General features: G+C 59.7%; 20 protein-coding genes, 1 tRNA gene and 1 riboswitch. Of the genes, 10 read left to right on the plus strand and 11 right to left on the minus strand.

The features are described 5' to 3' along the window. Positions 1–333 precede the first annotated feature (333 nt). The gene (locus tag FJU08_RS11475) at positions 334–747 is read left to right on the plus strand and encodes a MerR family transcriptional regulator (protein ID WP_141149152.1); all 414 of its coding nucleotides are present in this window, start codon (positions 334–336) and stop codon (positions 745–747) included. Between the two features lie 197 nt (positions 748–944). Continuing rightward, the gene (locus FJU08_RS11480; RefSeq protein ID WP_141149153.1) at positions 945–1,433 is read left to right on the plus strand and encodes a GNAT family N-acetyltransferase; all 489 of its coding nucleotides are present in this window, start codon (positions 945–947) and stop codon (positions 1,431–1,433) included. A 30-nt stretch (positions 1,434–1,463) separates the two neighbouring features. Here the strand turns inward: FJU08_RS11480 and FJU08_RS11485 are convergent, their stop codons facing one another. From FJU08_RS11485 to thiM, 5 genes are all read right to left on the minus strand, one after another. Then, positions 1,464–2,369 (minus strand): cytochrome c, encoded by a 906-nt coding sequence (locus FJU08_RS11485; protein WP_235890662.1) that lies wholly within the window; start codon positions 2,367–2,369, stop codon positions 1,464–1,466. Positions 2,370–2,472: 103 nt separating this feature from the next. Then, positions 2,473–2,916: a c-type cytochrome gene (locus tag FJU08_RS11490; protein WP_235890663.1), complete on the minus strand. Its 444-nt coding sequence runs from the start codon at positions 2,914–2,916 to the stop codon at positions 2,473–2,475. 133 nt (positions 2,917–3,049) lie between these two features. Further along, positions 3,050–3,850, minus strand: coding sequence for a bifunctional hydroxymethylpyrimidine kinase/phosphomethylpyrimidine kinase (thiD, locus tag FJU08_RS11495; RefSeq protein WP_141149154.1), 801 nt, complete (start codon positions 3,848–3,850; stop codon positions 3,050–3,052). Further along, on the minus strand, positions 3,847–4,485 hold the full coding sequence (gene thiE / locus FJU08_RS11500; RefSeq protein ID WP_141149155.1) for a thiamine phosphate synthase: 639 nt from the start codon (positions 4,483–4,485) through the stop codon (positions 3,847–3,849). The genes thiD and thiE overlap by 4 nt, the downstream gene beginning before the upstream one ends. Next, positions 4,485–5,276: a hydroxyethylthiazole kinase gene (thiM, locus tag FJU08_RS11505; RefSeq protein ID WP_141149156.1), complete on the minus strand. Its 792-nt coding sequence runs from the start codon at positions 5,274–5,276 to the stop codon at positions 4,485–4,487. The genes thiE and thiM overlap by 1 nt, the downstream gene beginning before the upstream one ends. Before the next feature lie 55 nt (positions 5,277–5,331). Beyond that, positions 5,332–5,426, minus strand: a riboswitch (TPP riboswitch). A 307-nt stretch (positions 5,427–5,733) separates the two neighbouring features. On the opposite strand from thiM, the gene FJU08_RS11510 reads away from it, so the two are divergent. Continuing rightward, positions 5,734–6,183 (plus strand): MarR family winged helix-turn-helix transcriptional regulator, encoded by a 450-nt coding sequence (locus FJU08_RS11510; protein ID WP_141149157.1) that lies wholly within the window; start codon positions 5,734–5,736, stop codon positions 6,181–6,183. A gap of 10 nt (positions 6,184–6,193) precedes the next feature. Here FJU08_RS11510 and FJU08_RS11515 read toward each other — a convergent pair whose 3' ends face one another. Together FJU08_RS11515 and FJU08_RS11520 are read right to left on the minus strand one after the other, a co-directional pair. Then, positions 6,194–6,610 carry an ester cyclase gene (locus tag FJU08_RS11515; RefSeq protein ID WP_141149158.1) on the minus strand — a complete coding sequence of 139 codons (417 nt, stop codon included), beginning with the start codon at positions 6,608–6,610 and terminating at the stop codon, positions 6,194–6,196. Positions 6,611–6,757: 147 nt separating this feature from the next. Beyond that, positions 6,758–8,254, minus strand: coding sequence for a CoA-acylating methylmalonate-semialdehyde dehydrogenase (locus FJU08_RS11520; protein WP_141149159.1), 1,497 nt, complete (start codon positions 8,252–8,254; stop codon positions 6,758–6,760). 131 nt (positions 8,255–8,385) lie between these two features. Here FJU08_RS11520 and FJU08_RS11525 point away from each other — a divergent pair, with 131 nt between their 5' ends. The 4 genes from FJU08_RS11525 to FJU08_RS11540 all read left to right on the plus strand — a co-directional run bounded on the left by FJU08_RS11525 (position 8,386) and on the right by FJU08_RS11540 (position 10,403). After that, positions 8,386–9,270, plus strand: coding sequence for a LysR family transcriptional regulator (locus tag FJU08_RS11525; protein WP_141149160.1), 885 nt, complete (start codon positions 8,386–8,388; stop codon positions 9,268–9,270). 274 nt (positions 9,271–9,544) lie between these two features. After that, complete coding sequence (locus FJU08_RS11530) at positions 9,545–9,772, plus strand: hypothetical protein (RefSeq protein WP_141149161.1); 228 nt, start codon at positions 9,545–9,547, stop codon at positions 9,770–9,772. Positions 9,773–9,860: 88 nt separating this feature from the next. Further along, positions 9,861–10,088, plus strand: coding sequence for a hypothetical protein (locus FJU08_RS11535; RefSeq protein ID WP_141149161.1), 228 nt, complete (start codon positions 9,861–9,863; stop codon positions 10,086–10,088). Between the two features lie 87 nt (positions 10,089–10,175). Then, on the plus strand, positions 10,176–10,403 hold the full coding sequence (locus FJU08_RS11540) for a hypothetical protein (protein WP_141149162.1): 228 nt from the start codon (positions 10,176–10,178) through the stop codon (positions 10,401–10,403). 321 nt (positions 10,404–10,724) lie between these two features. Here FJU08_RS11540 and FJU08_RS11545 read toward each other — a convergent pair whose 3' ends face one another. After that, positions 10,725–13,058, minus strand: coding sequence for an NADP-dependent malic enzyme (locus FJU08_RS11545; protein ID WP_141149163.1), 2,334 nt, complete (start codon positions 13,056–13,058; stop codon positions 10,725–10,727). A gap of 342 nt (positions 13,059–13,400) precedes the next feature. Here FJU08_RS11545 and FJU08_RS11550 point away from each other — a divergent pair, with 342 nt between their 5' ends. Continuing rightward, positions 13,401–13,790, plus strand: a complete 390-nt coding sequence (locus tag FJU08_RS11550) for a DoxX family protein (protein ID WP_141149164.1) — start codon at positions 13,401–13,403, stop codon at positions 13,788–13,790. A 209-nt stretch (positions 13,791–13,999) separates the two neighbouring features. Next, on the plus strand, positions 14,000–15,292 hold the full coding sequence (locus tag FJU08_RS11555; RefSeq protein WP_141149178.1) for an alpha/beta fold hydrolase: 1,293 nt from the start codon (positions 14,000–14,002) through the stop codon (positions 15,290–15,292). Between the two features lie 6 nt (positions 15,293–15,298). On the opposite strand, the gene FJU08_RS11560 is transcribed toward FJU08_RS11555, so the two are convergent. The 3 genes from FJU08_RS11560 to FJU08_RS11570 form a co-directional block, all read right to left on the minus strand. After that, positions 15,299–16,480, minus strand: a complete 1,182-nt coding sequence (locus FJU08_RS11560; protein ID WP_141149165.1) for a GGDEF domain-containing protein — start codon at positions 16,478–16,480, stop codon at positions 15,299–15,301. 178 nt (positions 16,481–16,658) lie between these two features. Next, positions 16,659–17,360 (minus strand): RlmE family RNA methyltransferase, encoded by a 702-nt coding sequence (locus tag FJU08_RS11565; protein ID WP_141149166.1) that lies wholly within the window; start codon positions 17,358–17,360, stop codon positions 16,659–16,661. Between the two features lie 6 nt (positions 17,361–17,366). Beyond that, complete coding sequence (locus tag FJU08_RS11570; RefSeq protein ID WP_141149167.1) at positions 17,367–18,947, minus strand: Ppx/GppA phosphatase family protein; 1,581 nt, start codon at positions 18,945–18,947, stop codon at positions 17,367–17,369. A 282-nt stretch (positions 18,948–19,229) separates the two neighbouring features. Here FJU08_RS11570 and FJU08_RS11575 point away from each other — a divergent pair. Next, a tRNA-Gln gene (locus FJU08_RS11575) sits at positions 19,230–19,303 on the plus strand. The last annotated feature ends 46 nt before the right edge of the window (positions 19,304–19,349 follow it).

A 19,349-nucleotide genomic window follows, 5' to 3' on the forward strand; every position in this document is an offset into this window, starting at 1 on the left:
CGTTCAGATTGCTGACAAAGTCATTCAGATTGCCTGTTGGGGGCGGAATAGCCGCGCCCTCCTTCGTCATCCCCGTGCTCGTCACGGGGATCCAGGCTCTTCATAGCATTGATTATAAGAGTCTTTCGCCGTGCAGACGCACGGCGGCTGGATGCCTGTGACAAGCACAGGCATGACGTAAGCGAAAGGGGAAGCGGTTTATCGGCAATCTGAAGGCCCGGCCAGTCTGCCGGGCGTTTTTGTTTGCGTAGAATGGCGGATCGAAAGGCTTGCGCTTTGCTGCTGTGATCGCCATATCTATAGTCTCTGGAGCTTTTAGGGAATGAAAGACGGATGTATTCCATCGGCGAACTCTCCCGTCGCACCGGGGTCAAGGTGCCGACAATCCGCTATTATGAACAAAGCGGCCTTTTGCAGCCGGCTGAGCGTTCCGAGGGCAATCAGCGCCGCTATGGTGTGGAAGAGCTGGAAAGACTGAGCTTTATCCGCCATGCGCGCGATCTCGGCATGTCACTTGAGGCAATTCTGGAGCTGATCGAGCTGTCCGGCCATCCGGAAAAGCCCTGTGGGCGGGCCGATGCGATTGCACGGGAACATCTGGCGTCGATCCGCAGCAAGATCGCCCGGCTCCAGATGCTGGAAACGGAGCTGGAGAGGATCGCCTCAAAATGTGATGGTCATGCGGTTGGCGAGTGCTATGTTTTACGCTCGCTGTCAGATCATGGCCTGTGCGAGCACGATCATTAGGGCCATTTTGTGTTGACAGCTGCCGCATTTGGGCGCATCAAATGCGGCATGATCAAGAACGCGCTCCACACTGCAAAGTATTTTTGGCTGTTTCGATAGAAGCGGCCGCGATTGATCATGTTCAACACCGGCCGCCTGGGGCGGCAAGGTTTTGAACAAGCGTCCCGGCGGTGAACAAGAACCAAGGGACGACAACAATGACTGAAGATACCGAAATCGTGCTGGAACGGCCGGCGATCGTGACGATCCGCCGGGCGATTGCAACGGATATTCCCGAACTGCTTGAGATGATCGGCCTTCTTGCTGCCCATCATGGCGATGGGCTTGAGGCCAATGAAGATGACCTGAGGCGTGATCTTTTCGGGCCGATGCCTTGGGTGACCGCGCTGGTGGCCGCCGCTGGCGAAACGCTGATCGGCTACGCGCTTTTGACGCCGCTTTACCGTGCCCAGCAGGGCAAGCGCGGCATGGATCTGCATCACCTTTTTGTTCGCGATGGCCACCGCAGCCACGGTGTCGGCCAGCATCTGATTGACCGCGCCCGCGATTTCGCCCGTCAGGCGGGGTGTGAATATCTGTCGGTCAGTGCTGCGACCGGCAATATCAAGGCACACAGATTTTATGAGCAGATGGCGTTTATTCCCCGACCGGTGACGGGCATGCGCTATCTGCAGGCGCTGGACTGACAGCGCCGGTCGTCTCCTGTCCGGTCACGTTCAGTGCGCCGGGATCGCCTTGAGATAGGCGGCAATCGCCTCAAGATCCGCGCGTGGCAGATGTGACAGGTTCTGCTGAACCTCTGCCATGGCGCCGCCGGCGACATCGAAATCGGGCGTGAAGCCCGTTTCGAGATAGTCGGCGATTTCGCTTTCAGACCAGCTGCCAATCGTCTTTGAACCCGGTGTGATATCGGGGATTGTTCCCGGTCCGTCGGGATTGGGGCCACCGGCAAGCCAGCGGCTTTCATCAAGCCCGCCAAGGGCGTTGCGCGGCGTATGGCATTCGCCGCAATGGCCCGCACCTTCAACAATATATTGTCCTCTCAGCACCGGATCTCCCGGTGCCTCAAGGGCGACACGCGGCCCCTCGGAGAAGAACAGGATCTTCCAGAAGGAAAGCGCCGGGCGCAGATTGAAGGGAAAAGACAAATCATTGGGCAGGCTCGGCTGCGCGCTCGCGGGCAGGGTCTTCAAAAAGGCGAAGAGGGCGTGCACATCCTCGTCGCTCATATTTGTATAAGAGGTGTAGGGCAGGGAGGGATAAAGGTTTTCTCCATGTCGGCCGACACCTTCAAGCAGCGCATTGGCAAAGTCCAGTTCGCTCCACTGACCGATCCCGTGGTCGGGGTCGGGGGAAATATTGGGGGCATGAAATGTGCCGAAATCACTTTCAATGGCAAGGCCGCCGGAGAGCACCAGCCTGTCGCTGCCCTGACTGCCGGGCGCGGCATGGCAGCTGGCGCAGCCTCCCATCCAGAAAACCTGCTCGCCGCGGGCAATATCCGGCTGGCCAGAGGCAATATAATCCTCACGCGAGAGCGTTTGCGGCATCATCGCGACATAGAATGCGGCGGCAACAAGCACCCCGACAAGGATGAGGGCGACGAAGCTGGCTATCTTCAACGGGCTGACCTCAACGTGCTCTGGAGCATCAGGTGATAGCGATCCCTTGCCTGATGATGTGGTCCGAAACGGGCGCGCGAAGGCGGTGCCCGTTTCTGTGTGATCAGTTTGAGACCCGATAGAGCTGATGGCAGGCGCCGCAATTGGCCCCGATCGCCTGCATTGACTTGGCCACAGCAGCCGGGTCTGCGGGCAGGGCGGCAAGCTGCGCCTCGGCCGTCACCGACAGCTTATCGGCATGGGCGACGAAATCGGCCATGTTCTGCCAGATGGCGGGGCTCGCCTCGGTGCCGTTTCCGGTTTCAGATCCTTCGGGGAAATGGCCTGGGAAATCCTTGGCGTCGGTCGCAATCGTCGTCAGCGCACCTTCCACCACAACGGGATCATAGGGTTTTTGACCTTTGGCGATTGCACTGAGCGTCCCCATCGCGCCTGCGATCTGCTTCATCAGCCCCTGGCGGATGATTTGCGGCGGATCGTCCGCAAGGGCGGCTCCCGCTCCAAGACAGAGAATGAGAGTTCCGGTGATCATAAGTCGTGTCGTCATAGGCGCTTCTCCAGGCGTCTGGCGGCAGATGTCTGTACGACTATGCCGTGCTTCGCCGCCGGATTGAATGCCGGCGGCGAAGAAAAATGGCGGCCTCACGAACTGTTGACCCGAACGGCTCTCCAGAGCTGTTTCATCGCCAGAGTGCGTGAAAATGATGTACCGGGCCGTGGCCGCCGCCGACGGAAAGGGCATCGGCGGCGGCAATCGCCTCGGCCACATAGGCCTTGGCGACGCGGGTGGCCTCGGCAACGGCAAGCCCCTTGCCGATCTCGGCGGCAATCGCTGAGGACAGGGTGCAACCGGTGCCATGGGTGTTTTTTGTTGCAACACGTGCGGCTTCGAACCAGACGGGGCCTTCTTCGCCTAACAGGAGATCAGGGCTTTCCGCCCCGTCCAGATGGCCGCCCTTGACGAGGACGGCGGCGGGACCGAGCGCCCGCAGGGCTTCAGCCTGCTCGAGCATGGTTTTTCTGTCTTTGGCCTCTTCCACATCAAGCAGGGCGGCGGCTTCCGGCAGGTTGGGCGTGATCAGGGTTGCCAGCGGCAGAAGTTTTGTCCTGAGAACAGCGATGGCATCTTCCGGCAAAAGCCGGGCGCCGCCCTTGGCAACCATGACCGGATCAAGTACCACTGCCAAAGGCCGGTGACCGGCGAGGCTCTTTGCCACCGCCTTTGCGACCCCGGCATTGGCGATCATGCCGATCTTGACGGCATCAACGCGGATATCGGCGAAGATTGCAGCGATCTGTGCGGCAACAAAGTCTGCGGAAACCTGTTCGACACCTGAAACACCTTGCGTGTTCTGCGCCGTCAATGCGGTCAGTACCGCCATGCCATAGGTTCCGCGCGCGGCAAAGGTCTTCAGATCCGCCTGGATGCCGGCTCCGCCCGAAGGATCGGAACCGGCGATGGACAGGATATTGGCAATCATGACCGCGCTTTCGCAATGGCTGAGGCAAGCGCCCGGGTGGCTTCCGCCGGATCCGGGGTGCCGCAGATCGCCGAGACGACAGCGATCCCGTCGGCGCCCGTTGCAAGGGTTGCTTCCACATGGGCTGCATTAAGGCCGCCTATGCCAACGGTCGGCACCTTGGCGCGGCGGATCATCTCGGCCAGGCCTTCAAAGCCTACCGGCGGCGCATGATTGGGCTTGGTTGCCGTGGCGAAAACCGGGCCAGCGCCGATATAGTCGATCAGCGCCGGGTCGATGCGGTCGGCGACGTCGAGGCTGTCGACGGAAAGACCGAGGATCTTGTCAGGGCCGATCATCTGCCGGACAAAGGGCGGACGGTCGTCTGCCTGGCCGACATGAACGCCATCGGCGTCGATGGCAACGGCGGCAACGACATCATCATTGATGATCAGCCTTGCTGGCGTACCGTCCGTTACCTGTTTCAGGGCGCGGCCCATTTCGATCCGCTCCTGTGTCGAGGCCTGTTTCATACGCAGCTGCACCACGGTGGCGCCTGCGGCAACCGCATCGCGTGTGGTGGCGACCATGCCGTAATCACCGCAAAGGCCGGGGTCGAGAACGAGGTAGAGGGAAAGATCGATAGAGGGTTTCATCAGGCTTCAATCCTTGCATTGTCAAGATCTGCCGGGGTGACAGCGGCAAGCTGGTCGAGGAAATGGGTGGCAAAGGTGCCGGGACCGGCAGCCAGTTTTTCGGCGCGTTCGCCAGCAACACCGAAGAGGGCCAAAGCTGCGACCGTGGCGGCAAAGGGATCAGCGGGACTGATCCCGGCAAAGGCGCCGACCAGGCAGGTGAGCGAGCAGCCCAGCGCCGTGACTTTCGGCATCAGGGCCGATCCGCCGCCGATCCGGGCCGTGCGGGTGCCATCGGTGACGAAATCGATGGCGCCGGTGATGGCGACGACCATGCCGCGTTCGGCTGCCAGCCGGGTGGCGGTTTCTTCCGCCGCCTCTACACTGTCGCCGGCATCAACGCCCTTGCCGCTGGTCGCGCCGGAAAAGGCGAGGATTTCGGACGCATTGCCGCGCAGGATTGTGGGCTTGAGATCCAGCATCTCCAGTGCTGCGCGCGCCCGGTAGGACGTGGCAAAATGGGCGACGGGATCCAGAACCCAGGGCTTGCCGGCCTCGTTCGCGCCGCTCGCTGCGGCTTTCATACCGGCAATCCAGTCTGGCGACAGCGTGCCGATATTGATCGTGAGAGCGGAAACGACCCGTGCGAATTCACCTGATTCCTGCTCTGCATGGATCATCGCCGGCGAGGCGCCGGCGGCAAGAAGCACATTGGCGGCGATATTCATCGCCACATAGTTGGTGATGCATTGCACCAGAGGCGCTTCTGCACGCATTTTTTCAAGAAGTTGGCTAGAATTCAGGTCTGCCATTTAGGTCTCCCATTCGCGTTTTGGAAGGGAAACCAGACGGGGCAACCGGGAGAAGCGGAGGACCCGAGTGACTCCCTCCGCCAGTATGATCTGGATCAGGTTCAAAGGGTTCTTCTCAGCCCGGTCTCCCGGACGCCCCTGTCGCTCAATTCGATCGCCGTTATAGCAGAAAAAAGACCGGCGTTAAGGGCATAGATCAAAACGCTGTGCTTGCATCGCGTATTTCTGGCATTCGGCCACTCGCTGGACCCGGCGCCTTCGGGCTGCATCGCGCATTCCGATCGGATCAGAAAACCGCAGTCATCAGGCTATGTTAAGGGTAAGCTTTGTCTTCGCGTTATGATTTGCGTGGTCTGATGGGTGTGTATTGTGCGTGACAGGTCCGCCGTGTCGGGGTGGTGGGACGCAAAACCGGAATGCACCAGATCACCGAGGCCGTTTAGCGAGGAGAGCCGCAATGGACGACAAAACGGATGGGCCGCTTGCCGAAGAGAGCCTGTTTTCGCTGGCCGAAAACCTCCGCCGTGCGGTTGGCGGTTTTGTGCGCAAGGTCAGGGCCGAGGCGGGAACGCCCGGCTCCGCCCGGGTGGAAACGCTTGCGCTTCTCGATGGCTTTGGTGCCATGAGTACAAGCGACCTCGCGCGCCATCGTGGTGTCAAACATCAGAGCATGCGGCTCGTCGTCGGCGAGCTGGAAACGGAGGGGCTGCTGATACGTTCGCCATCGCCCAGCGATGGACGACGTCAGCTCCTCAGTCTGAGTGAAGAGGGGCGGCTTGTGCTTGAGGGGGCGCGTGCTTCGCGCAGCGAATGGATCGCTGGCGCTCTTGCCATGCATCTGGATGCAGAGGAGCGGCGGGTGATGCGGGAAGCCGCCGCATTGCTTGAACGCATCACCCGGGGATGACCGCCGCTGCTTAACGCTGCTTCAATGCGGCAATGACTGCGCCGAGCGTGTTGACACCCCAGTGTTCGATATAGCGGCCGTCCCTGACGCGGACAATGTCGATGACGCTGATGGCAACCTCTCGCCCTGTTGCCGGCACGCCCATCAACGCGCCGGTATGGCGGCCGCTGATGGTCTTGCGGGAGATAACACGGTCGCCATCCTGCAATTGCTCATGGATGGTAACCCGGAGATCGGTAAGGGCAGGGCGCAGCACGTTTTCAAACGTATTCCACATGCTTTCCGGTCCGTTCGGCGCTCCGTCCGGTGCGGCGTGATTGATGAAGCCTTCGCCCATGATTGCAGCGAAGCTTTCAGCATTGCCCTGTTCAATGACCTCGGCATTGAACCGGTAAACGACCTCTTTCTCGCAGCTTACAGCTGACATGACATGCCTTCCCGATGGATGGATTTCGCCTATATATACAGTTTAACTGTATATATTCAAGGCCGGCCACCTTGCCACACGCAAAGCAAAACCCCGGCATGGGTGGCCATGCCGGGGTCGTGGTGATTAACGGGGATGGGGTGAGCCTTACTTCATCGTCGGCATGGAAAATTCCGCGCCGGAGCGGATTCCTGCCGGCCAGCGGCTGGTGATGGTCTTCAGACGGGTGTAGAACCGCACGCCTTCCGGCCCGTGCATGTGGTGATCGCCAAACAGCGAGGCCTTCCAGCCGCCAAAGGAATGGAAGGCCATGGGAACCGGGATCGGTACATTGATGCCGACCATGCCGACCTTGATCTTGTGGGCAAATTCGCGCGCAGCATCGCCATCACGGGTGAAGATCGCCGTGCCATTGCCGAATTCGTGATCGTTGATCCAGCCGGCGGCCTCGTCATAGCTCTTGGCGCGGGCGATCGCGAGAACCGGGCCGAAGATCTCTTCCTTGTAGATCTTCATGTCGGTGGTGACCTTGTCAAACAGGGTTGCGCCGACGAAATAGCCGTTTTCATAGCCCTGAAGCTTCAGGCCTCGGCCATCAACGAGAAGTTCCGCGCCTTCTGCGACACCGGAATCGATATAGCCAAGAATGCGGTCACGCGCCTGGGCGGTGACGACCGGGCCCATATCGGCGGCAGAATCAGTGCCGGGGCCGACCTTCAGTGCGTCAATGCGCGGCAGAAGCTTTGCAACCAGGCGGTCGGCCGTCTCGTCACCCACGGGAACGGCGACGGAAACGGCCATGCAGCGTTCACCGGCCGAGCCGTAGGCCGCACCCATCAGTGCGTCAGCGGCCTGATCCATATCGGCATCGGGCATGACGATCATGTGGTTCTTGGCACCGCCCAGCGCCTGGCAGCGCTTACCGGCAGCCGTCGCCGTGGTGTAGATATAGCGGGCGATCGGCGTTGAGCCGACAAAGCTGACCGCTTCGACATCGGGGTCGGACAGGATCGCATCAACGGCTTCCTTGTCGCCCTGAACCACATTGAACACGCCATCGGGAAGTCCGGCATCCTTCAGCCATTCGGCAATCACGAGAGCGGCGGAGGGGTCCCGTTCGGAGGGCTTCAGCACGAAGGTGTTGCCGCAGGCGAGCGCCACCGGGAACATCCACATCGGCACCATCGCCGGAAAATTGAACGGCGTGATGCCGGCGACAACGCCCAGAGGCTGACGCATCGACCAGCTGTCGACGGCCGTGCCGACATTTTCGGTATATTCGCCTTTCAGCATCTGCGGAATGCCGGTCGCAAATTCGACAACCTCGAGGCCACGCTGGATTTCGCCGAGCGCGTCGGAATGAACCTTGCCATGTTCGGCGGTGATGATGGTTGCAAGTTCCGGCGCACGCTCTTCCAGGATGGCGAGGAACTTGTTCAAAATGCGCGCGCGGCGCAGCGGCGTGGTTGCCGCCCAGCCGGGAAATGCGGCCTTGGCTGCGGCAACGGCGGCGCGGACATCTTCCGTCGCGCCGAGCGAAAGGCTGGCGCTCTGTTCACCGGTTGCGGGATTGTAGACCGGGACCGAGCGTGTGCCGGTGCCGGCAAAGGCTGCGCCATTGACGAAATGCTGAATGGATTTCATGCCGTTTCCTCCGGATGCGCGGCTTGCGCCGCCTTGTTGATGGCGGTGAGTGTTACCTATTCATTTCTGCAAAGAAACAGGATATTTCACAAATCCATTGTGCGGATTTTATAGTCTTTGGAGCCCTTGTCTTGGATTGGGATCATTTACGCATCTTTCTGGCTGTTGCCCGGCGCGGGCAGATCCTGGCGGCAGCTCAGGCGCTGTCGTTGAACCATGCGACGGTGGCGCGGCGTCTGAATGCGTTGGAAGAGGCGCTTGGCGAGCCGCTTTTTGACCGCCGCCCCTCCGGTTCGACGCTAACGGAGGCGGGAGAGCGTCTGCTTGTGGTCGCTGAACGGGTGGAGACGGAAATCATTGGTGTGGCCGAGGACAGCAGGGCGCGCGGCGAGAGCCTCTCCGGCACGGTTCGCATCGGTGCACCAGACGGGCTTGGAACCTATTTTCTCGCGCGTGAACTGGGGCTTTTGCAGCAATCCCACCCCGATCTTGTCATCGAACTGGTGCCGTTGCCGCGCACATTCTCGCTGTCGAAACGCGAGGCAGATTTGGCGATCGCGCTCGATCCGCCTGAGGAGGGGCGGCTGGTGGTGTCGCGTCTCACGGATTATACGCTCGGCCTCTATGCGGCGCGATCCTATCTGGAACGCTGCGGTTTGCCTGAAAATGAAGAGGCGCTTGCCGCTCATGCGGTGGTGACCGGGGTAGAGGATTACGCCTATGCGTCATCGCTGAATTATGCCAGCCGGCTGACCCGCTGGTCGCGCCGCCAATTTCGCTGTGCTGGCGTCGCCGGGCAGATGGAGGCCGTGGAAGCCGGCATCGGCATCGGTATTCTGCATGATTTTGCCGTCAGGGAACGCGATGCTCTGGTCCGTGTTCTGCCCGAGGTCGGTTTCCGGCGCTCCTATTACCTTCTCTCCCATCCCGACACCGGTGACCTTGCCCGTATCGCTCTAGTCCGGCGTCACCTTGCCCGCCGCTTCCGGGAGGAGCGGGCGCGGTTCGTGCGTTAAGGCGCCGGGCAAAAGGGGGAGAGGCGGTTCTTCGATGTTCCCGCTGCGCTCAAAGCCTGACATGTCTGAACCCCGGTGCTTGGCACCGGGGTTTTTCTATGGACGGGCGCTGTTCACGCGGTGGTGATCGTCAACGTTGATTTTGTGATCGATGCATGAATGTCTATGAATAGTGAACAATCAGTTGATTAAATGTGGAATTGTCGCCGGCTCCTCATCGGACTATCTCTCCGTCAACAGAAACGAACAACAAACATTCCCAAGGAGAATTCAAATGTCCAAGTTCATCGCCGCCGCTGCCCTCGTTGCAAGCTTCGCCGCCGCTCCTGCCGTCTTCGCCGCTCAGCCTGTTGCCCAGAGCGCCGACCACCTGACCAAGGCCCCTGCCGGTTCGATGGTTCAGATCGAAAGCCGCGACAATGGCAACCAGATCGAAAACATCTATCGCGTCAGCGCCGATGGTTCGCTGAAGCTCGTTGATCAGGTTCGTCACGAAGACTGATTGCGACTTTAAAGAAAAATAACGGAAACACCCGCGGTCAACCGGCGCTTTTGAAAACAGCCGGGACCGCCCCCCAAGGAGAATTCAAATGTCCAAGTTCATCGCCGCCGCTGCCCTCGTTGCAAGCTTCGCCGCCGCTCCCGCCGTCTTCGCCGCTCAGCCTGTTGCCCAGAGCGCCGACCACCTGACCAAGGCGCCTGCCGGTTCGATGGTTCAGATCGAAAGCCGCGACAATGGCAACCAGATCGAAAACATCTATCGCGTCAGCGCCGATGGTTCGCTGAAGCTTGTTGATCAGGTTCGTCACGAAGACTGATTGCGACTTTAAAGAAAAATTACGGAATCACCCGCGGTCAACCGGCGCTTTTGAAAACAGCCGGAACCGCCCCCAAGGAGAATTCAAATGTCCAAGTTCATCGCTGCCGCTGCCCTCGTTGCAAGCTTCGCCGCCGCTCCCGCCGTCTTCGCCGCTCAGCCGGTTGCCCAGAATGCTGACCACCTGACCAAGGCCCCTGCCGGTTCGATGGTTCAGGTGAGCGATATCCACCAGGGCGATCGGGTTGAAAACATCTATCGCGTCAGTGCCGATGGTTCGCTGAAGCTCGTTGATCAGGTTCGTTACGAAGACTGATTGCCGGTCTTAAACGGCAAAACAGAATAATAAGGCCCTGGATTGTCATGATCCGGGGCCTCAGACTGCTGACAAACCTTCCCCCTTTTTCTGAGGTCATGCCTGTGCTTGTCACAGGCATCCAGCCGACGCGCGTCCGCGCGGCGAAAGATTCTGTTTATTCAAATCCTTAAGAGTATGGATCCCCGTGACAAGCACGGGGATGACGACGGAGGCGATGGCTATTCGACCCCAAGCAGGCAAGCTGAATTACCGTGTCAGCAATCTGAGGCCCCGGATTGTCATGATCCGGGGCCTTTTCGTATTCAGAAAAAAGGCAGGTCAGCCGACGGTCGGTGTGGCCATGGTTGCATTGTCGGGGTAAGCGGCCTCGACCACCGCAAGGGTGGCCATATTGACGATGCCGCGTGACGTGACCGAGGATGACAGGATATGGGCCGGCATGGCAGAGCCAAGCAGAATGGGCCCGACATGAAGCGCATCCATCATCGCCTTTACCACAGACATGGTAATGTGGGCGGCATCGAGTGTCGGGAAGATCAACAGATTGGCTTCGCCGCTCAGCGTTGAATCCGGCAGAACCCGGCGGCGCAATGTCTCCGAAATTGCCGAGTCACCGTGCATTTCACCGTCGATTTCAAGCTCGGGTACGCGCGCGCGAATAATCTTCAGTGCTTCGCGCATCTTGGCCGCCGTTTCCGAATCGCGTGATCCGAAATCGGAGTGCGAAACCAGTGCTGCCTTGGCCTTGAGGCCAAAACGCTGGATCGTGCTGGCTGACTCGATGGCCGTTTCGGCGATCTCGGCCGCAGTTGGGCAGAGAGTCACATGCGTATCGGCAAAGAAGGTAGCGCCGCGATTGGAAATCAGCAGCCCGAGGCTGGAGAAATCAGCCATGCCGGGACGCAGGCCGATGATTTCGCGAATATCGCGCAGATGCCGCTCGAAGCGCCCTTCGACACCGCATAAAAGCGCGTCCGCATCGCCACGCTTGACGGCAAGAGCGCCAATCACGGTCGTATTGGTACGCACAATGGTGCGGGCCCGATCCGGCGTTACGCCCTTGCGTGCGACAAGTTCCAGATATTCTTCAACATAATGGCGGAAGCGGGGATCGTCCTGCGGGTTGATAATGTCGAAATCATCATTCAGCCGCATCTTCAGCCCGTATCGCTTCATGCGCGTTTCAAGCACGTTCGGACGACCAATCAGCGTTGGCCGGGCAATGCCTTCTTCGATGAGGACCTGGGCGGCGCGCATCACGCGCTCGTCTTCACCATCGGAAAAGATCACCCGCTTGCTTTCCGAGGACTTCGCCGCCGCGAAGAGCGGCTTCATGACAAAACCCGAACGGAAGGCGAAGCGGTTCAGCTGGTCGAAATAGGCCTCGTAATCGGTGATCGGGCGTTCGGCGACATCGGTTTCCGCCGCAGCCTTCGCCACAGCCGGGGCGATACGCAGGATCAGACGCGGATCGAAAGGCGAGGGGATCAGGTAATCGGGACCGAAAACCGGGGTCTCGCCCGATGGCGTGGTGCGCTGCGCTTCCCAGACCTCTTCCTTGGCGAGGCCTGCAATGGCGCGCACGGCGGCCATCTTCATCTCTTCATTGATGGTGCGTGCGCCGCAATCAAGCGCGCCACGGAAGATATAGGGGAAGCAGAGAACATTGTTGACCTGGTTCGGAAAATCCGATCGGCCGGTGCAGATCATCGCATCGGGGCGGGCCTCGCGGGCCAGATCCGGCATGATTTCCGGAACCGGGTTGGCGAGTGCCATGATCATCGGGTGCTCGGCCATCTGGCTCAACAGTTCAGGCTTCAGAGCACCTGCAACGGACAGGCCGAGAAAGACGTCTGCACCGGCGATGTGATCGGCAAGCGCATGCTTGTCACTCTCCTGAGCGTAAACCGCTTTCCAGCGATCCATCGAGCTGGTCCGGCCGGGATAGACAAGGCCATCTATATCGAAAACCCAGATATTTTCGCGCTTTGCGCCAAGCGAGACCAGAAGATTGAGGCAGGCAAGTGCTGCTGCACCGGCGCCGGAAGCGACGATTTTCACATCCTCGATCTTCTTGCCGGCCAGCTCAAGCCCGTTGAGGATGGCGGCGGCGACGATGATGGCCGTGCCGTGCTGGTCATCATGAAAGACCGGGATCTGCATTTTCTCGCGCAGGATCCGCTCAACCTCGAAACATTCAGGTGCCTTGATATCTTCGAGATTGATGCCGCCAAAGGTCGGTTCCAGCGCAGCGACTGTCGAGACCATCTCGTCAATGGTCGGTGCGTCGATCTCGATATCAAACACGTCGACGCCAGCGAATTTCTTGAACAGGACCGCCTTGCCCTCCATCACCGGCTTGGAAGCCAGTGGGCCGATATTGCCAAGGCCGAGGACCGCTGTGCCGTTTGAGACAACGGCGACGAGATTCGAGCGTGAGGTGTAATGAGCGGCATCCCCCGGATTGTCGCGGATGGCAAGGCAGGGCGCGCCGACACCGGGAGAATAGGCAAGCGCCAGGTCGCGCTGGTTGCCCAGCGGCTTGATCGCCTGGATCTCAAGCTTTCCGGCTCGCGGATGGCGGTGATAAAACAGCGCCTGCTCATCAAGGTCCTTCGCGCTCGCTATTTTGTCGGAAGCCTCATCCACCATGCGTAATCTCCTTGCAGCGCCTCAGGCGCATTGTCTCTTCCTCCCGGCCTTGCTGAAGGCCGCACCCAATGTGTGAGCCGGACTATAGGGGGGCGTTTCATCAGTTTCAATCGCTATCCATGGGGGTCCCCGCCCTTTGCCGCGTCTGCTGAAAGCCTGTAAGACTGTGCTTTAGTATACACTGTGTTCAATCATTTGGAGCCGTTTTCACGCACAGTTGAGCGGCAGGTTATGTTCGCCTTGTGCTACGTATCGGGTATTGCGTCGTTCACAATTTGAGCGACGAGATACGCGGACGGCGGCGCCGGCCCGTGGTTTGTTTCACTCAGACGGAGCCCCTTGATGAAGCTTGATAAAATGCTGTCGCCCCTGATGCCTTACTTCCTTGCATTGCTGCGTGTTGTCAGCGGTTTGCTGTTCCTTGAGCACGGTACCCAGAAAATCCTTCACTTTCCGGTATCCGACTTCCATCCGCCGATCTTCTCACTTCTTGGCGTTGCCGGCCTCATGGAGATTGTTGGCGGCGTGCTGATCATTCTCGGGCTCTTCACCCGCCCGGCTGCTTTCATCCTGTCGGGTCAGATGGCCTTTGCCTATTTCATGATGCATGCGCCCAACAGTTTCTTTCCCGCACTGAACGGCGGTGATGCAGCCATTCTGTTCTGCTTCCTCTTCCTGTTCTTTGTGTTTTCCGGTCCGGGTGCCTTCGCGCTCGACAACAAGAAGAAGTAAGTTTCAGCCGATCATTCTGGCCTTTGACGGAGCCGGTGCTGAATCAGCGCCGGTTCTTTTTACGTTGTGGTTGTGTTGATGGCGAACAGCCTTAAAATGGCCAGGCGAAACTGAACTTTCCTGCTGTTGCGCGCTTCACTTGACGGCGATGACAGGCGGGTAGAAAAGTCAGTCCTGTTTTCAATGCGGCCACCGGAACCCCTGCCATGATGCCGAAGCAATATATCATCCCGGGCATGCTCGTCCGGGACATTCTGATGCCTGTGCCGCTGGACTGGAAAAAGCCGAATGGTTCCATCATCCAGCTTTTCGTACGGGAAATCATTGATCCCGCCAACCGGCGCGAGGACATGCCGGTTCTGGCCTTTTTGCAGGGTGGACCGGGCGGCAAGTCGCCGCGCCCGCTCAATGGCGGGCCGTCATGGCTTTCCGAGGCGCTGAAATCCTATCGCGTCGTGCTGATTGATCAGCGCGGGACCGGCCGCAGCTCCCGCGTTGAGGCGGCCACGATGGCAGGTTTTGCAGATGGCGCGGCGGCGGCCGACTATCTGATGCATTTCCGAGCCGACAGTATCGTCGCTGATTTCGAACATGTCCGTAAAAGCCTTTATGGCGAGAAGAAGTGGGAAACGCTTGGTCAGAGCTATGGCGGCTTTCTGACGTTGACCTATCTTTCAAAAGCACCGGAAGGGCTGGCAGCCTGCTATGTGACGGGCGGGCTTGCCGGGCTTGCCGCTTCGGCGGCTGATGTTTACCGACGGACCTATCCCCGTGTTGTTGCCAAGAACCAGCAATTTCACCGCCGCTATCCCTATGATCAGGCCCTGGCCGGCCGGATCGCCGATTTTCTTGCTGCGCATGACGTCCGCCTGCCTGATGGTGACCGGTTGACGGTGAAGCGGTTCCAGACGCTTGGCATGGTTTTCGGCATGATGCCTGGCTATGACGAATTGCACTGGCTGCTCGATGAGGCATTTGCTGACCCCGATGAACGGCGGCTGTCTGACGGTTTTCTTGCCGAGGTGATGATACGCACCGGCTTTGATGCTAATCCGCTTTACGCGGCGCTGCAGGAAAGCATTTACGCGCAAGGTGCCGCGACCGGCTGGGCGGCAGACAGCGTGCGGGCGGAATTGCCCCGATTCAGCCCCGAGGCCCGGCCGCTGCTATTCACCGGCGAGATGATCTATCCCTGGATGTTCTCCGAGATCCGGTCCCTGCGGGCCTTTGCGCCAGCCGCTGAAGCGCTTGCCCAGCGTGCAGATAATCCGTTGCTTTACGATCGCACGCGCCTTTTCGCCAATGATGTGCCGGTGGCGGCTGCAGTCTATTTTGACGATATGTATGTGGATGCTGGCCTCTCGCTTGAAACAGCGGCCCGGCTCGGCAATTGCGATGCCTGGGTCACCAATGAATTCGAACATGACGGTGTTCGCCAGAGCCCCGGCGTGTTCAAGCGCCTGCGCAAGATGGTGGCGGATCGCGGCGGGCCACTTGTCTGATCAGGATCAGGTCTGACGGCCGAAAGCGGCGTCGAGCGCGGGATGGTAGATGCAGAAACGGTTTCGGCCGCATTCTTTGGCCGAATAAAGCGCGATATCGGCAAGCGCCAGCGGGTCTTCCTTCTGGTTGAGCGCCATTCCGTCGCTTGAGGCAATGCCAACGCTGATGGTCAGCGTCACCGTGCCGTTCTCCAGCGCGAGTGGCGTCTTGCGCATGCTCAGCACAAGACGTTCGGCAAGATGTTTCGCCTGATCCAGCGCACAACCCGGCATGAGCACGCTGAATTCATCGCCGCCGGTGCGCGCCAGAAGGTTGCCCCTTGCCAGTTCCTTCGAGGCGATCCTTGCAAAATGTTTCAGGGCCAGGTCACCGGTGAGGTGGCCAAAACCGTCATTCCATTGCTTGAAGTGATCGATATCGATCAGCAGGATGCTGAAATCGGTGCCTCTGTTGCGCGAGAGCGTTTTGGCGCGGTCCAGCTGTTCGACGAATTGCCGCCGGTTGGCAAGCCCCGTCAGTTCATCATGGCTGGCGCGTTCTTCCAGCTCCAGCAGAAGATTGTCGATGGCCATCAGCGCAATGCCGAAAATGATCAGGATGGCACCGAAAGCGACAAGCAGCATTGCATCCGTGCGCACGATAGCCAGTGTTGAGGCACTGACCGATCTGAGGACGAAGAGCGCGCAGAAAACGAGTGTGATCAGATTGGCAATGATATTGGCGATAGCGCCACTAGCGGCCAGGCCTGAACCGAATCCGCGTTTGCCGTGGCGAAACAGGTCGAGGGCAATCAGGCTGTGTGTGATGAACTGGCCGGCAAACAGGATGGTTTCACGCCCGATATCGCTGTTGCCGGAAAGGGCGATGAGAGCCGCCATGACAACCAGAATGGTGCCGGCAATCGACCAGCCGAAGACAAGGCCGTAGAAACGTCTGATCCCGATCCACATCAATAGCACGCTGCCGACGATGGCAAGCGCACCGATGGCTGCGGGGGTGGAAAGCCCCTTGGCAAGCGCGACACTATAGAGGCTTGTGCCGGAGAAAGAGATGAGGCCGCTGATCAGCAGCAGCCGTGCCGGAATGAAATCCGGATGGCTGAGACGGAGTGCCATCCATATGGCGCAGGAGGCAACCGATATGACGAGCATGACGGCATGCAGGGTCGGCAGGTCAAGATCGGGCATTGAACAACGTTAAGGTCTTTGGGGGCGGAAAAACCCGCCACTGTAGAATATGTTAACCATATTAAAGGGGATCGATCAGAGGAGGCAAGCGGATTGATCATCCGAACGCATCTGCCACCTCAATTTTCCATTCTGGAGCGCATTCATGACGCTAGCAGCGCGCGCCGTTCGCCGCCGGTCAGTCCTGTTCTTGCGTTTTCCTGCCTTTGAAGCCTTTGGCGAGCAGGAACATTTCAACCGATTCCGACCGCGATGCGCCCGGTTTCACATGGACAACCTGACGGAAATTCTGCTTGAGCAGATTGAGCAGATCGGCCTCGGCGCCGCCCTGGAAGGTCTTGGCGAGAAAATGTCCGCCTTCCGCCAGAACCTCGATGGCGAAATAGGCTGCCACTTCGCACAGATGCATGGTGCGCAGATGGTCGGTGCGTTTGTGGCCCGTGGTCGGGGCGGCCATATCCGAGATCACCAGGTCGGGCGGGCCGTCAAGGGCTTCGGAAAGCAGACGCGGCGCATCGTCATCAAGAAAGTCGAGCTGGAAGAATGCCACACCGGGGACGGGCGTCATTTCCAGAAAGTCGATGGCTGCAACACGGATGTGCTCGTCGGTGGAGCCGGTAACCTTGGCGGCGATCTGCGACCAGCTTCCGGGCGCTGCGCCGAGATCGATGATCCGCCGCGCGCCTTTCAGGATGTGGTGTTTCTCGTCGATTTCGAGCAGTTTGTAGGCTGCGCGGGCGCGAAAACCTTCCAGACGTGCGCGTTGCACATAGGGGTCATTGATATGGCGCTCCAGCCAGCGGCGTGAGGAGGCTTTCAGCTTGGTCTTCTTGACCTTCTGTCCGATCTTGCGACCGGTGCGAACGGGTGTCTTGACCATAAATGCCTACTCCTTGCCCTGCCGGGAAAATGATGTCTCACTGTTCGACCGGCGCTTTGATCTGCGCCAGGCACCGTCGCGCATCATCAGATCGGTCAATATGCCCTCACGCAGACCGCGATCCGCAACCCGCATGCGCGGCGCCGGCCAGCGGCGGCGGATCGCTTCCAGAATGGCGCAGCCGGCAAGCACCAGATCGGCACGATCCGGCCCGATGCAGGGATTGGCCGCGCGTCCGGCGAAGTCCCATGACAAGAGCTTGTTCTGCATGGCCGTGACTTCATCCTCGCTCAGCCAGATCCCGTCAACCTTGCGCCGGTCATAGCGGGCAAGACCCAGGTGAACGCCAGCCAATGTCGTCACCGTGCCCGATGTTCCGATCAGATGAAAGCTGTTTTCGATATGCGAATGATCGATCGCGGGGCAGTGGAAATCGCCCAGCAAAGCTTCGACCTCGCTGACCATGGCTTCAAACACCGAAGGGGTGACATCGTGACCGCCATAGCGTTCAGAAAGAGTGACAACGCCGACGGGGAGTGAGGTCCAGTGCGAGATGTGATTTGCCAGCCTCTGCGAGCGATGTTCGCCAAGCCGGATAACCGCGATCTCTGACGATCCGCCGCCAATGTCGAACAGCACGGCAGCGCGGGTTTCCTTGCCGATCAGCGATGCACAGCTCGATACCGCCAGCCGGGCCTCGGTCTCCCGGTTGATCACTTCCAGCTGCAGCCCGGTCTCATCCAGGACGCGATCCAGAAAGGCATCGCCATTGTCGGCGGCGCGACAGGCTTCGGTTGCGATCAGCCGCATGCGCTTGACGTCGCGCCCCTTAAGCTTGGTGGCGCAGATGGCCAGCGCCTCAACGGCCCGGTCCATGGCTTCGGGCGAAAGGCTACCTGTTGCGGCAAGTCCTTCTCCGAGCCGGACAATGCGTGAGAAACCATCAACCACACGGAATTGCTGATGCCGCGTTGGCTGGGCGATCAGCAATCGGCAATTATTGGTGCCGAGGTCAAGCGCGGCATAGAGCTCGCCGTTCGAACTGCGACTGGAGCGGCCATATTGCGGAGCCCGCAATTCCTGCGGTTCGCCTGCCACCTGGCGCGCCGTGCCATTACCGGGCTGCGGTGACGGGGAAGGAGGCGTAGCGCCGGCCTTGTCAGCCTCCGGTGCCTGGGCATGCCGGAAACCGTCACGATCAAGCGGGCCGCTGGCAAAGCTGCTGCGACCACGCCTGCGCTTCCTGCGCCGCGATGCCGGGCGTGTCTCGCCCTGCCGCGTTGATTCGTCAGTCGTCCCGGACGTCGCCTGTTCGGCGGTTGTTGCCGGTTGCGGATGTGCGCTCGCCTGATGAGCTTCCGCATTGCCGCCACGACGCTTACCGCGCCGCCGCTTCTTCTTGCGAACGGGCGGGGGTGCATCAGCTGCAGCTACAGTGCTGGCAGGCCGTTCTGCCTCAGCAGTCACGGTCTTGGCCGGCCCCTTTGCCCTGCGGTGCCGGCGACGGGAAGCCTTGCTACTTCCGCCGCCATCTTTCAAGCGCGCCCCGCCTTCGGACAGCGTTTCGCTGTTTCGGGGGTCTTTCACTTTACCAGTTCCATCGCGCCGCGCGAGAATAACAAAACCTCACGACCGGGCGCTCAAATCGATTTCAAAGTTGCAACAACCATAGCAGTCCGGCGACATAAGGCCAATCCCCTTTTAAGGATGTGAAAGCCCTGGTTAACATGTCTGCCGGCCGTTGGCCTGCTGTTGGCCGGCATGTGTGGATCGGCCAAGAAAAATTCAAAAAACCACTTGGCAAGGGACGGCCTTTCTGTTTATAAGCGCCACACATTCCGGTTGACGGTAGACACCGCGGCCCGGCTTTGGGGAATAGGTTAACGGTAGACCCACGGACTCTGACTCCGTTAGTCCTGGTTCGAATCCAGGTTCCCCAGCCAAATCTTTTCAATCACTTAGCAGAAAATATAGCTTTTTAGCATGTTG

The sequence above is a fragment of the Martelella alba genome, from assembly GCF_006516955.1.
In the GTDB taxonomy this organism is placed as follows: Bacteria; Pseudomonadota; Alphaproteobacteria; order Rhizobiales; family Rhizobiaceae; genus Martelella; species Martelella alba.

Excerpts from the sequence above, each read along its gene's own strand:
- FJU08_RS11475 (WP_141149152.1), top strand. The coding sequence starts at position 334 with ATGTATTCCATCGGCGAACTCTCCCGTCGCACCGGGGTCAAGGTGCCG.
- FJU08_RS11480 (WP_141149153.1), top strand. The coding sequence starts at position 945 with ATGACTGAAGATACCGAAATCGTGCTGGAACGGCCGGCGATCGTGACG.
- FJU08_RS11490 (WP_235890663.1), bottom strand. The coding sequence starts at position 2,916 with ATGACGACACGACTTATGATCACCGGAACTCTCATTCTCTGTCTTGGA.
- thiD (WP_141149154.1), bottom strand. The coding sequence starts at position 3,850 with ATGATTGCCAATATCCTGTCCATCGCCGGTTCCGATCCTTCGGGCGGA.
- thiE (WP_141149155.1), bottom strand. The coding sequence starts at position 4,485 with ATGAAACCCTCTATCGATCTTTCCCTCTACCTCGTTCTCGACCCCGGC.
- thiM (WP_141149156.1), bottom strand. The coding sequence starts at position 5,276 with ATGGCAGACCTGAATTCTAGCCAACTTCTTGAAAAAATGCGTGCAGAA.
- FJU08_RS11510 (WP_141149157.1), top strand. The coding sequence starts at position 5,734 with ATGGACGACAAAACGGATGGGCCGCTTGCCGAAGAGAGCCTGTTTTCG.
- FJU08_RS11515 (WP_141149158.1), bottom strand. The coding sequence starts at position 6,610 with ATGTCAGCTGTAAGCTGCGAGAAAGAGGTCGTTTACCGGTTCAATGCC.
- FJU08_RS11520 (WP_141149159.1), bottom strand. The coding sequence starts at position 8,254 with ATGAAATCCATTCAGCATTTCGTCAATGGCGCAGCCTTTGCCGGCACC.
- FJU08_RS11530 (WP_141149161.1), top strand. The coding sequence starts at position 9,545 with ATGTCCAAGTTCATCGCCGCCGCTGCCCTCGTTGCAAGCTTCGCCGCC.
- FJU08_RS11535 (WP_141149161.1), top strand. The coding sequence starts at position 9,861 with ATGTCCAAGTTCATCGCCGCCGCTGCCCTCGTTGCAAGCTTCGCCGCC.
- FJU08_RS11540 (WP_141149162.1), top strand. The coding sequence starts at position 10,176 with ATGTCCAAGTTCATCGCTGCCGCTGCCCTCGTTGCAAGCTTCGCCGCC.
- FJU08_RS11545 (WP_141149163.1), bottom strand. The coding sequence starts at position 13,058 with ATGGTGGATGAGGCTTCCGACAAAATAGCGAGCGCGAAGGACCTTGAT.
- FJU08_RS11550 (WP_141149164.1), top strand. The coding sequence starts at position 13,401 with ATGAAGCTTGATAAAATGCTGTCGCCCCTGATGCCTTACTTCCTTGCA.
- FJU08_RS11555 (WP_141149178.1), top strand. The coding sequence starts at position 14,000 with ATGCCGAAGCAATATATCATCCCGGGCATGCTCGTCCGGGACATTCTG.
- FJU08_RS11560 (WP_141149165.1), bottom strand. The coding sequence starts at position 16,480 with ATGCCCGATCTTGACCTGCCGACCCTGCATGCCGTCATGCTCGTCATA.
- FJU08_RS11565 (WP_141149166.1), bottom strand. The coding sequence starts at position 17,360 with ATGGTCAAGACACCCGTTCGCACCGGTCGCAAGATCGGACAGAAGGTC.